Here is a 12,387-nt window from a genome sequence, read left to right as displayed (position 1 = left end):
TGAGCCCCTGCCACAATTCCGCGGTCTCGGGACGCGGTTAATCTGTGATGCGTTACAGACCGGGGTACCCGGCCCGCGACACCCAGTAGTCCCAGGCCCGCGCCAGCGGCATGTCCCCCAGAAGCATCGCGCTTGTTTTCTCGATTTCGCCGTCGGTCAGGGGGGTCAGTGGGCCCAGAGGCAGAGATTGCTGCACCAAGGCGGCATTGTCCTTGAGGCCTGTGGCGACCATGCACACGGCTCTGACGTTAGCAGCGACACAGATACAACCGTGCCCGCGCAGCAGTGCCACACTGTTCTGCTCCAGCGCCCGGGAAAGCGAGTGGCCCATTTCCATGCTGTCAACCAGCATGTTGGTATCCCCGAATTCGTCCTGGCTGTCCCAGGTCGGGACTTCTTTGCCAATGACGGACGACATGTGAAAGATCGGTCGCAGTGAAATATCATTCATTGTGAATGGAATAATTGAGCGCGCGTGGTGGTGGGCAACGGAGTTTACATCCGGACGGTCTTTGTAAATTGCTCCATGGATGTGGCGCTCATTGTAAGGTCGGCGGTGGTCTTCCCCTACGAGTTCCCCGTCCAAGGTAAACTCCATGATATCCTCGCGGGTCACATTGACCGGGCTGCGGGACCGGGACAGAAAGTAGCGGTCATTGCGCAGCGGGTGGCGCACACTGACGTGCCCGAAGCTGTCGATAACGTCCTCACGGGCAAGAATTCTGTTGGCAAGAACCAGGTCGCTGATAGCAGCTTCAACAAGCTTGGTTTCTTCTTTTGTTTCTCGATCTGTAGACATCTGACTCTCCACGCCTGTTTGACACGGAGCATAGGGAGGTTCCCCCGTGAGTAAAAATATATGGTTTAAACCACACGCATAGCCTATATAATATGAAAGTGGGCTGCCTGCCCGTATGAAACATGCCACACGTTTGAGGACCCGCCGGTGCGATCCCTGATCAGCCAGATCACCCTTCATAAGCTTGAGGTGTTTTGCCACGTTGCAGAGCTGGGAAGCGTGTCGCGGGCCGCAGAAAAGTGCAGCATTGCTCAGCCCGTGGTAACGACGCATGTCAAATCTCTTGCCCAGAAGATCGGCGTGCCGCTGACCAAAAAGAACGGGCGTCAAATCACCCTGACGGAGGATGGCGAACGCATCTATGCTTGGGCCAAGGAAATCATTTCTCAGACCCGTGAACTTGAGGATGAGCTGAGAGACCGCAAAGCCGGAACGACAGGGAGCGCGTCCATCGCAGCATCCATGACCCTTGGATCCTACATTCTGCCGTCCATTGTCTCGAGGTTTAAAGATGGCCACGTACACAGTGACATCTCAGTGCAGATTGCAAATCCAAAAATGGCAAGCGAATTGGTGCAAAGAGGGGAATGCGATTTCGGCTTCACGATTTTTGACCGGGTCAGGGGCATCAGCAGTCTGGAAGTTATACCGCTCTACAGTGAAAAACTGATCCTTGCCGCTGCGCGGGATTCTGCAATTGTTGGAAGCGAAATCACGCCTGAAAGCCTGTCGGATTTACCCTTTATCACTGCCAGGGCAAACACGGCGCGCCGGGATCTGGAAGACTATGCCTTGATGACCCACGGTATTGTCAGAAGCAACATTGTTCTGGAATTCGGGCACGGCGAAGCAATTAAGCAGTCCGTCCGCGCAGGGTCAGGCATCGCCTTTCTGTTCGAGTCTTCTGTGAAGGACGAACTGCTGAGCGGTGTGCTGCGGGAGGTTCGCACTCCAGGGATGGCACTGGCATTTCCGATCTATTTTGTACGCCGCAAAGACAAAAAAATGACAGCGTTCCAGCACAAACTGGCAAACTTTATCTGTGCTGAAATTGGGAGCCTAAATCAGCTGAGTTAGTCCCCAATTGTTTGAAAGGTTCTGGCGTAATTTAAGCTACCCTCTGCTCCTGCTGATCGGGGTGGGTTTTGTGTTTTTTCATCCAATAGACCACGGTGGGGGGGGGTGCCGCCAAGGGCGAAATGTGGACGTTTTCGGTTGTAGAACTCGACCCACTTTCCGACGCCGGCCTTCGCCTCTGATCCGGTCTCCCAAGCATGCAAGTAGACGCATTGGTATTTCAACCGTCCATCATCGACCTGCGCCAAGACCTCCACGCGGTTCAACTCGCGCTCGCTCATAACCACCCATCCCATGTCCGCTCTTCCTCACATCGTTTTGCGAGGACAGTGACACTTCTGCTTTGCTCATGGGTGACATTATCGCTTTGCGGCTACACATAACTATCTCATAAGGCTTATTATGTTAATAATATGGTAGATTGCTGCGCGAAACACGACTGATTGCAAACCCCAGAACAGTAGGCTTCTACCAATCCAGGTTTGTGTGCGGCTGTCGTCAAACCAATATTTGCTTGACTGACGCTGACCCATTTCGGTTGGCGCGGCGGATACATGCCAAGTTGATGCTTTTTCGCAAAACCCTGACCCGCCAGCGCAATAGTCCCAGGCCGCAAACTGCCAGATTGAATGCACAGACAGCGTGAAAGACACGCTCACCCCCAAAAGGAGAAGACAGATGCAAAAGACAATGATCACCGCCACCACCGTATTCGCCTTGCTCATGAGCGCCGGGGCCTCCATGGCCGGGCCGTTGAATGGCCACAGCTTCGGCGGGAACGCCCATGACGTGCGCTCATCCGTATCGCAAGCGATCGGCAACACGGACAAGATGGCCCATACCTACCACGCCGACCATGGCTTTGGTCAGGATCAAAACAACCTGACCTCGACCCAATCGACATCCTCAAGCGCTAAGATTACATATCCGGTAAACCGCCCTCAGGATACTCATGCGATCATGGATGTGGCTAAGGAAAATCCTCAACAACTCCTAGAAATGTACCGCAAATAACGGGTCACCACCGCTGAGACATCGCGACGTACCACCACCCAAAGCCGGGCCCCGGATATCAACTCCGGGGCCCGGTTTCGTTTGTCGGCTGCTCCCTGTCGGGGTCTCGGGGGGAAGCCATGGCCTCCCGACACAACGCGCCCATAGCAAACCGCGCGGGCACATAGCCATCAACTTGATGCTTTTTCGCAAAACCCTGACCTGCCAGCGCAATAATCCCGGGCCGTGAACTGCCAGATTGATTGCACAGACAGCGTGAAAGACACGCTCACCCCCAAAAGGAGAAGACAGATGCAAAAGACAATGATCACAGCCGCCACAGTATTCGCCCTTGTCATCAGCGCCGGAGCGTCCATGGCGGGACCCTTGAATGGCCACGGTTTCAGCGGCAAAGCCCATGATGTGCGCGTCTCCGCATCTCAAGCGCTCAACAATGCGGACCGTGGGGCCAATACCGGTTCGCGTAATGCTGGCATTGTTGGGGCGGCGGACACCACTCAGGGCATCATACAGTTTTATTCGGTTGATACGATTGCCGATGCGGTTGCCGTTGCACAGATGATCGCCCCGAATGCAAAGGCTACCTACAACGCCGACCATGGCTTCGGTCAGGATCAAAACAACCTGACCTCGTCTGAGCCGCTGGGCACCGATATCTTTACAATTAATTTTGAAAACCATTCTGGTGGCCAGGATGGTATCCCAGTAATATTTTGGTCACCGAAATGATCACCCTGTGAGATTTCACGACACGTGACTGTCCCGCTACTCGCCTTGTGTAGATCCAGACAGGTCGCCTCCAACAAACGTAAGGTACCAACACCCAACGCCGGGCCCGGATGCCAACTCCGAGGTCCGGTTTCATCTGTCGGCAGCCCCGTTCAGGTTCGTAGCGGGTGTGGATGCCTAAGTGGATTCGGTTTTGGCCTAATCTTTCCAGACCGCATGACATCGCCAACGTGCCAGCGCTTTCGATGCGGAGCTTTTTGAAGTTGCAGGCAGCCCCATCGCTCATGTGCGCCAGCGGCTGCTCATGCAGCTGAGCTCACTGCTTGGCCGCTGCCCTGTTCGGCAAATGCGCAGCGGCACTTGCCGAACAGCTATGCCTTTATCTCAGAGCGGTTTGTATGCTGTGACATCGATTTCGATTTTGGCATCGACCATCAATTGCGAACGCACAGTGGAACGTGCCGGAGCGCCATTGGGGAAATAGCCCGCATAGACCCGGTTGAACGTCCAGAAGTCGCGGGGATCATCTAACCATACGTTGACCTTGGCGACATCATCCAGCGTGCAGCCGGCCTTAGCCAGCACGGCGATCACGTTATCCATCGTGCGCTTGGTTTGCGCTTCGATGCCACCGGGCTCGATCTCGCCGTTTTCCTTCATGGCAACCTGGCCGGAAATATAAACGAAATCCCCTGCCCGCACCGCTGGCGAAAACGGCAAGGCCTGCCCGCCGGCTCCACTGCGTTCTGCGCCAATACGCTCAATCTGCATGATATTCTCCTGTTTTTCTGAGGTGGTGTCTGGTTTGGGAAAGGTTGGGGATGGGTGCGACCGCGCCATAGCCGCAGGCCGAGAGTGCGGCGGCCGCATTGGCCCATACAGCGGCATCGCGAGGGGCTCGGCCGCGGAGCAAGCCAGCAAGGAAAGCCCCATTGAAGCAATCGCCCGCTCCAGTTGCGTCGAGTGCCCGAACTTTCTGAGGACTGATGTGGAACTGCTGGTTGCCGTCCGAAACAATTGCTCCCTTATCTCCTAATGTCAGAGCAACAATTGAAGCACCCAGATTGTGATAGAACCGAATAATTCCGTCTGGTTCGCCAATTCCCGTCAGATGCCGTGCATCGTCAAGGCCCGGCAAGGCGATGTCGCACAGTTTCATGACGCTGTGGATGGTCTCCCGAGCCTGCTCCAAAGGCCACAGTGCAGTGCGCAGGTTGGGGTCGAAGGCAAACTTCCCCCCAGCGGATTTGAGGGCCTTGGCTCCGACAATCACTGCGTTGCAGGATGAACGGCTGATTGCCAAGCTGATCCCGGAAGCATAGAAAATGTGACCGGTCTGCAAAGCCTCAAGCGGCAGGTCCTCTGGGGTGTAGCGGCTGGCAGCAGATCCGTTCCGCCGGTAGGTAAAATGGTGGCCTTCATCATCATGGGTTACGAAATACAACCCGGTTTCACGGGTTTGCGACGTCAGTACATGCTCTGCGCCAACGCCTTCGCGCCGCCAGAGCTCTCTAAGGCTGTCCGCAAAAAGGTCGCCACCTAACTGCGTGAGGATACCTGCCTTCGCACCCTGCCGGGCGGCAGCGATGGCCGTGTTGGAGATGTCGCCACCATAGCTTTGGAGAAACTCCCCGCTGGGTAGCTGATTGAACTCGATGAGCGGCTCGCCAAGGCACAACAAATCAGCCATGCTTAACCTCGCGCGCCGTATGTATCTGGGCAAAGGCTGCAGCCTTGATCGCTACAGCTGTCGTGCTGTCGCCGGGAGTAAAAAGACTTCTGCCGCCCCCGATCGGACCGCACGTAAGCCGCGACGTGCCTGCTGGCGCCCCCATTCGCGCAATCAAACTGTTCGGGCAAACTTCAACCCCCGTGGTGTGGGCCTTGTCCAGACGGGCCGAAACACCCCTGTTACGATTATCTGTGCTGTCCGCGGCGCAAGCCCGAACACGGATTTTTCTGGAGCCCCAGTCGAGGCGGTCCATACCAATGCCAAAAACCTCTGTCACCAGACCTGCCCTCTGGCTTCGACGGCCGCTTGGCCCTGTGGAGTTTCTCCACGAACCAGTTCAATATGGTCCAACATGTTGGACACAACGCAGGCGTGATTGGGCACGATCCGAAGTCGGTCACCGACGGACAGACCGATAGGACCGTCGCAAACAATGCGGCCGTGCTCTTCACTCAGTTGATCGATCAGCAGATCATCCCGGCCCATTACATGACCATATCCCTCCAGTCCCAGAAGATCGGAGGTCAGAACTTTGGAGCCAGCATCAATAACGGCACGGTCGTCGGCTGGCACTGAAACAACGGTCGCAAGCACTGATAATGCGCAATCTTCCCAGCCGCAGGTGCCGCGACCAACCAATGAGCGGTCATTATAGACATAGGTGCCAATGCGATATTCTGTTGCCAAGGGCATTTCATGCGCCTGCCACATATCTGGAGATCCCCCGGAGGATATCATCCCAACCGCAATTCCATGACTTTCCAGCAGATCGACCGCCCGCTGAAGCCATTCAGCAACGGCGTTGGCCTTGCCTGAGGGCGGGTAGGTCATCAGCCCCGCAAACTCCAGCCCCGGAGAAGCTGCAATTTCCCGAGCAAGTGTCAGCACATCCTGAGGGGTTGAAACGCCACAGCGGTCTGCGCCTGTGTTGCACTCGACCAGGACAGGTAGGTTCTCCAGCGCATCGGCAAACGCTTCGCTCAACCCCTCCACGGTTTCGCTGTTATCGGCAACAACGCTAAGCCGGACCCGGTCGGCTAGCGCACGCAGCCGCCGGGTTTTGGCGGCGCCAAGAATATTATAGGTGATCAGCACATCGCCGATACTGCCATCGGCCGTCATGGCTTCCGCTTCTGAGACTTTCTGGCACGTAACGCCAATTGCCCCCTGTTCGATCTGGTAACTGGCGAGCGACGGCAGTTTATGCGTCTTGATATGCGGGCGCAGCGCCAAGCCATGCGCGTTGCAATAGGCTTGGAACTTCCGAATATTGGCCTCTGCTACATCGAGGTCGACGAGCACGGACGGGGTGTCGAGTGTCGTAAACATCAGATTGCCTTTTTGGAATGCGGGTTTTCAACAATCGGCCAAACCTGACGCTGAAGCCGGGTGTATACCGTCTTGCGCGGATCGTTGGGATATGGACCATCGACAGCGGCATACAGGATATCGCTGGCAACCGGGGCAAAAGCTCCGTGGAAGTGGTTGGTCGATTTGACGATCAGGATCCGCTTTTGCCGGATATCTATGCCAAGGTTGGTGAACAGATCAGGCGAGAACGCCTGGCTGCGGTTCGAGTTCAGAACAATGTCCAGATCGCCGATCCGGATGGCTGCGCTGTCCCCCAGTGGTACCACGGAAGCACCGAAGCTCTGAACTGCGTTACGCACCAGACGGGTGACGGTTACCCGTGCATCAATGGGTTGGCCGGCATGGGCGCAGGTCTTGCCGCCAAAGCGCAGGTTCAGGCTCGCGCCTTCCCCAGCGGCAAAACACAGGCGGACAGCCATTGGATCCCAGATCGTGCCTAGCGCCGCACCGGTCAATTGCATGTCCATTGCGTATTGTAAAAGTATCGTCGAGTCTCCCGCCACACCTCCGCCGGGGTTATCCCAGACATCGGCAATGACAACGGGACCTTCCAAGGCTTGATCCGCACGGGCAAGGGCGTCCTGAGGCAGCAGGAACTCGGGCGCTGCGCGGCCTCGAAAACTGTACAATTCCGAACCCAACTCTTGCGCTATCCGGGCACCCTTAACGGGTTCATTGTCGGTTATCACAATGATCTTGGCGCCAAGATCCGGAGAGTCCCCAGCCATGAAGCCATGGATGGCCGAAACCGAAAGAACCTGCCCCGACTGTTCCAGTTGCTTGATCTTGTCGACAAATCCGCGCATCGGCTGACGGCTGGTCGGCAAGACGTCGATCATCTGCACATCGAAGACTTGGATATCTGGGCGGAGCTGCCCGCGGGCGGCGCGTAGCGTAAGATCGACGCAGGCCTCGCCGGCCTCAACGAAATCAGTATGCGGAAATTCCTTGAACACCGTGATCACATCGGCGTTTTCAGCCCGCTTTGTGCTGAGATGGCTGTGCGGATCAAAGCTCACGCCAATTTTGCAATTCGGCCCCGCTATCCTGCGTGCCTGTTCCAGCAGTTCACCTTCACAATCGACACAGCCGTCGGCGATCATTGCACCATGCAGACCAAAGATGGCGGCATCTACCGGCAGCGCCGCACGGAGTTGATCCAGCACTTCGTTGCGCAGCCGCTCCCAGGTAGAGCGGCTGACCAGCCCACCCGGCTCCGCCCATGTTGCGGTGCCTTCAATCAGTTCGATCCCTTCGCTTTGCACCCTCTTGCGAAGTGCCGGAAAGACCGCGCTGCACAGGGTCGGGGTTTCCGGATGCTCACCGGGCGCGGCATAAAAGCTCTGCTCAAAGTCGGTGAAATCCGTGCGCAGCGGCGAAAAAGAGTTCGTTTCTGTCGCCAGAGATGCACAGAACACACGCATAATAATATCCTTAGGATCGATCGTATCGCAGGGGGACGACGGCCGCCCCCCTGCCATTCCAATGTCAGTTCAAATAGCCGTCCACGTTGGCGGCTTCGACTTCGGACTTAAACAATGTCAGCAGCTCAGATGCTTTGGCATCCAGGTTCTCCGCCACATGCGCCTCAAAGGCGGGCTGTGTCGCACCTGCCATGGCGCTGCGCTGTTCGTCGCTCAGGGCAGTGACTTCAATTTTGCCCATCAGTCCGGCCAGGCCACGGTCTGAGGCCTCGATGACCCGGGAAATGCCGCGGCTCGCAGTCACGCAATTCTCGGCTGCAACGCGCAAGGTGGCCTGTTCGCTTTCGCTCAGGCCTTCAAAGAAGGCGCGGTTCACCATGAAGGTATAGGGCGAGAACAGGTGGTTGGTTAACGTCATATATTTCTGCACTTCGGCGAAGTTGGCGAAGGAGATGATCGGAACGGGATTCATCTGACCGTCGATCACGCCAGTCTGCAGGCCGGAATATACCTCGCCCCAGCTGAGCGGATAAGCCTCTGCTCCCAATGCCTTAACGATGGTCTGGTGCGACGGCAGCGTCATCGTGCGGATGCGAATGCCGTCGAAATCTTCCAGATTTGCAATCGCACGCTGCGAATTGGTGACCGCAAAAAAACCGCCGGTATCCGGGAAACCGAGCACAACCACATCGCCCAGGGTTTCCTCGATGTCTGCGGCCAGTGCCTCGCCAAATGCCCCATCAAAGACAGCGTAGGTGGAGGAGTTATTGGCAAAAGCAAAGGGCAGATTCAGCACGTCAATCCGCGGATAATAACTGGCCAGCGCCCCCGTCGACGTCAGGGTTGCCTGAATGACACCGTCACGCAGTTGCTGCACATGCTCAGCTGCGGTCCCCAGCTGGTTGGAGCCGAACACTTCTACCGTGACGCTACCATTGGTGTCTGCGGTCACAATATTGGAAAACACTGCCGTACAGGCATGAGCCGGGTTTTCGAACGGATCGGTCTTGTTATCATGACCGAAGCGGATCACCCCGCCATCAGCCATGGCTGATGTTGCTGTCAGGGTAGTGGTCAAGGCTGCGGCAGCAATGCCCTTGGTAAATGTCTTCATGATTTCCTCCTGTTGGTTTTGAAGACTTGTTTTGATGTTGGCCCTATTGGGCAAATCCAAAGGCACGCGGCAGATACAGTGCAGCGTCCTCCCAGAATGCGAAGAGAAAGAGGATGGCGATTTCCGCGATCAAGAAAGGCGCCAGCTTTACAGAAATTCGCTCCAGCTTCTCGCCGGTGACCGAAGACAAGACGAACAGGCAGGCGCCCACCGGCGGCGTCATCAGTGAGATATTGAGCGCCAGAACAAAGATGATGCCAGCATGGATCGGCTCCAGTCCTATCTGTTCGGTCAAGGGCACCAGCACCGGTGCCAGGATGATCAGAATGGCGGTGATATCCATGACCATGCCGACCACCAGCAGGACACAGATGATAATGGCAATCACCGCCATCGGGTTGCTGGAAATGCCCAAGACAGCACCGGCAATCGCTTGCGGAATGCGCTCAAAGCTCATCCACCAGCCCAGAATTCCTGCGAAAGCGATGATGACAAAGATCACGCCGGTGATCCGGGCAGTGCGCACCAGCATCCCGTAAAAATCCTTCAGTGTCAGGGAACGGTAGACGAAGACGCCGATGAACAGCGCATAAGCCACAGCGATAGAGGCAGCCTCTGTTGGAGTGACGATGCCGCCCAAGATACCGCCCAAGATGATAATCGGCATCAACAGAGCAGTAATGGAAGAGCGGAACGTATCCAAGACCTCGCGCAGGCTGGCACCACGAGCGGCTTTGGGTAGGTTTTCCCGTTTGCCACCGATGACGATCACCGCCATGCAAACGATGCAGATGACCAGGCCGGGCAGGATGCCCGCAGCGAACAACCCGCCGATTGAAACGCCCATGAGCGAACCATAGACCACCATCAAGCCAGAGGGCGGAATGGTCGGCCCGATGATCGATCCGGCCGCGGTCACCGCGCAGGCGTAATCGCGGCGGTAGCCTTCCTTCACCATGGCAGGCACCAAGGTCCGGCCAAAAGCAGCGGCATCTGCGGTGGCAGAGCCAGTCAGCCCTGCAAAGAAAACCGAAGCCAGCATATTCGTATGGGCCAACCCGCCGCGAAAGCGGCCAACCAGAACCTGCGCCAGTTTTACCAGACGATCGGTGATGCCGATGCCGTTCATGACTTCACCCGCAAGGATAAAGAAGGGCATCGCCAGGAACGGAAAGATATTCAGCCCGTTGAAGATCTTACTGGGGCCGATCGCCAGGAAATTCATCCCGCCCATGCTGATCAGCCCAGTCACCCCGGCTAACCCGATCGCAAAGCCAATCGGCATGCCAAACAGGATCAACAGAACAAATACTGCAGCGACAATCATTCCTGCGCTCTTTCTTCGTCAGGCTGGATATGGTCAAGCTGGGTGCCGCGGTCGCGTAGCATCACCAGTACAAGCTGGATCACCGCCAGCAGCGCCGAAGCAGGAATAGCCCAGAAGAATGGCTCCAGAGTCGCGCCGAAAATCATCGCCTGCCGGGTTGATCCCGATTGAGCAAAGCCGATGCCGAACCACAGAACATAGGCGAACAGCGCAAGCGCCAGAATGTCGATGCAAATCAAGATAGCATTGCGTGCCTTTTGGGGGAGTGCCACGAGAAAGGCCGTCAGCCCGATATGCTCACGCCGGGCGATCCCTGAGGATACTGCCAGCATCGCAGCCCAGATCATAAGATAGCGGGCCAGCGTTTCCGGCCAGGGCAGCTGCCAATGAAACCAGTAGCGATCAACAACACCGATCCAGACATCAAGCACCAACGCAACCATGAGCGCCGCCACGATTGCTTCAACTGTTCGGTTGATCCCCAGACTGATCCGCTCAGCTAATGCAGAAGCCATTCCACCCTCCAAATGAAATTCAATTAGATTTTGGAGACAGCAAGCACTGAAAGTCAAGAATTTTATGTTATCCAGTTACGTTTTTTGTCCAGAAAAGCCCACTTAAGGTGGTAGATTGATCGACATACGTAACTAAGGTACAAAACTTACAAAGGAGGCCTCATGCCGCAAGAAAAACTGAACAACACTAAGCCACATCAAGTGGCAGTGGATGTAATTTCCAACTTGAACAGTCAGATAGACACGCTTCCAACGCGGGAGCGCAAAGTGGCCGGGTATGTGCAAAACAATCTTGAGAGCATCAGCTCTATGACAATTGCTGAATTGGCCAGGGTCTGTGACGTCAGCACCCCGACTGTCGTACGCTTCTGCCGCTCGGTGGGCTGCGAAGGCTTCCGCGAGTTCAAAATCCGTCTGGCGCAGAACCTGGCCGTCAGTCTCCAGTATCTCGTCGTCGATTCTCACGAGACCCAGCGCTCTGACGCCGGCAATATCGACCAGATCATCGGTGCGCTATCGGCCACCGTGAACATCATGCGTAAACAGGTAGATCACGCCGCGCTGTCCCAGGCGGCGGATCTGTTGGGCCAGGCACGTTCCGTTGTGATCGGCGGTGTTGGCGGCGGCGCTTCTATGCTCGCGGAAGAGGCCGCCAACCGGCTGTTCCGGCTTGGGATACCGACGATTGCAGTCTCGGATAGCTATCTACTTCAAATGCGCGCCGCGACGCTTCATGCCAGCGACGTTCTGCTGCTGATCTCCGCCAGCGGAGAGGCAAACGAGATGCTGAGCGCCGCCGAAATCGCCAATGGTTATGGAGCATCCACGTTAGCCATTACCAGAAGCGGCAGTCGGCTTTCCGAAGTAGCCCAGACCGCAATCGCTCTGGACTTGCCGGAGGATCCGGATGTTCACAAGCCCACAGCCTCGCGGTATGCCTACCTGGTGATCATCGACGCTTTGGCAATGTCAGTTGCACAAAGCCAATCAAGCCAAACCACGGAAAATCTCCGTAGAATCCGGGCATCCCTAACCGCCTTCCACGGCCGCACCGGCCCGCAACCGTTAGGAGACTGACACAGCAAGGACTGTTGCACCTGTCGATATTGTCCTGGCTTTTGCAGTTGGCTGTCGCCGGATCAGAGAAGCTTGAACAGGTGCGCAATGAACAGAAAGTCTAGAACGTCTGGCTGTTTTTTCGGACGTGGGCCTTGTCCTACAGATCGATCCGCCATTGAGCCAGGGAAGTTCGCCGCATTGAGCGGCACCGCCTGCCTTGTGGATT

General features: G+C 56.4%; 12 protein-coding genes and 1 pseudogene. 4 read left to right on the top strand and 9 right to left on the bottom strand.

The features are described from left to right. Window positions 1–52 precede the first annotated feature (52 nt). On the bottom strand, window positions 53–799 hold the full coding sequence (locus GAL_RS20310; RefSeq protein WP_024099469.1) for a class II aldolase/adducin family protein: 747 nt from the start codon (window positions 797–799) through the stop codon (window positions 53–55). A 147-nt stretch (window positions 800–946) separates the two neighbouring features. Between GAL_RS20310 and GAL_RS20305 the strand changes: the two genes are divergently transcribed. After that, on the top strand, window positions 947–1,876 hold the full coding sequence (locus GAL_RS20305; RefSeq protein ID WP_024099468.1) for a LysR family transcriptional regulator: 930 nt from the start codon (window positions 947–949) through the stop codon (window positions 1,874–1,876). On the opposite strand, the pseudogene GAL_RS22715 reads toward GAL_RS20305, so the two are convergent. Next, window positions 1,873–2,100, bottom strand: a pseudogene (locus tag GAL_RS22715) (integrase core domain-containing protein); the annotation flags it as partial. The gene GAL_RS20305 and the pseudogene GAL_RS22715 overlap by 4 nt on opposite strands. Before the next feature lie 454 nt (window positions 2,101–2,554). Between GAL_RS22715 and GAL_RS20295 the strand changes: the two are divergent. Together GAL_RS20295 and GAL_RS20290 are read left to right on the top strand one after the other, a co-directional pair. Next, window positions 2,555–2,890 carry a hypothetical protein gene (locus GAL_RS20295; RefSeq protein ID WP_024099466.1) on the top strand — a complete coding sequence of 112 codons (336 nt, stop codon included), beginning with the start codon at window positions 2,555–2,557 and terminating at the stop codon, window positions 2,888–2,890. A gap of 291 nt (window positions 2,891–3,181) precedes the next feature. Beyond that, a complete protein-coding gene (locus GAL_RS20290) occupies window positions 3,182–3,619 on the top strand; it encodes a hypothetical protein (RefSeq protein ID WP_024099465.1) in 438 nt (145 codons plus the stop codon). 384 nt (window positions 3,620–4,003) lie between these two features. On the opposite strand, the gene GAL_RS20285 is transcribed toward GAL_RS20290, so the two are convergent. The 7 genes from GAL_RS20285 to GAL_RS20255 all read right to left on the bottom strand — a co-directional run bounded on the left by GAL_RS20285 (window position 4,004) and on the right by GAL_RS20255 (window position 11,102). Next, the gene (locus GAL_RS20285; protein WP_024099464.1) at window positions 4,004–4,390 is read right to left on the bottom strand and encodes a RidA family protein; all 387 of its coding nucleotides are present in this window, start codon (window positions 4,388–4,390) and stop codon (window positions 4,004–4,006) included. Then, window positions 4,380–5,309 (bottom strand): sugar kinase, encoded by a 930-nt coding sequence (locus GAL_RS20280; protein ID WP_024099463.1) that lies wholly within the window; start codon window positions 5,307–5,309, stop codon window positions 4,380–4,382. The genes GAL_RS20285 and GAL_RS20280 overlap by 11 nt, the downstream gene beginning before the upstream one ends. A gap of 315 nt (window positions 5,310–5,624) precedes the next feature. After that, window positions 5,625–6,680, bottom strand: a complete 1,056-nt coding sequence (locus GAL_RS20275) for a D-TA family PLP-dependent enzyme (protein ID WP_024099461.1) — start codon at window positions 6,678–6,680, stop codon at window positions 5,625–5,627. Next, window positions 6,680–8,146, bottom strand: a complete 1,467-nt coding sequence (locus tag GAL_RS20270; protein WP_024099460.1) for a M81 family metallopeptidase — start codon at window positions 8,144–8,146, stop codon at window positions 6,680–6,682. The genes GAL_RS20275 and GAL_RS20270 overlap by 1 nt, the downstream gene beginning before the upstream one ends. 64 nt (window positions 8,147–8,210) lie before the next feature. Beyond that, on the bottom strand, window positions 8,211–9,260 hold the full coding sequence (locus GAL_RS20265) for a TRAP transporter substrate-binding protein (RefSeq protein ID WP_024099459.1): 1,050 nt from the start codon (window positions 9,258–9,260) through the stop codon (window positions 8,211–8,213). 43 nt (window positions 9,261–9,303) lie between these two features. After that, window positions 9,304–10,587, bottom strand: coding sequence for a TRAP transporter large permease (locus GAL_RS20260; RefSeq protein ID WP_024099458.1), 1,284 nt, complete (start codon window positions 10,585–10,587; stop codon window positions 9,304–9,306). Beyond that, window positions 10,584–11,102 (bottom strand): TRAP transporter small permease, encoded by a 519-nt coding sequence (locus GAL_RS20255; RefSeq protein ID WP_024099457.1) that lies wholly within the window; start codon window positions 11,100–11,102, stop codon window positions 10,584–10,586. The genes GAL_RS20260 and GAL_RS20255 overlap by 4 nt, the downstream gene beginning before the upstream one ends. Before the next feature lie 162 nt (window positions 11,103–11,264). Between GAL_RS20255 and GAL_RS20250 the strand changes: the two genes are divergently transcribed. Further along, the gene (locus tag GAL_RS20250) at window positions 11,265–12,179 is read left to right on the top strand and encodes a MurR/RpiR family transcriptional regulator (RefSeq protein ID WP_024099456.1); all 915 of its coding nucleotides are present in this window, start codon (window positions 11,265–11,267) and stop codon (window positions 12,177–12,179) included. Window positions 12,180–12,387: the final 208 nt, after the last annotated feature.

This window comes from Phaeobacter gallaeciensis DSM 26640 (assembly GCF_000511385.1).
Classification (GTDB): domain Bacteria; phylum Pseudomonadota; class Alphaproteobacteria; order Rhodobacterales; family Rhodobacteraceae; genus Phaeobacter; species Phaeobacter gallaeciensis.
The sequence above is the reverse complement of the archived record's forward strand: the minus strand, read 5'-3'. Positions and strand labels throughout refer to the sequence as shown.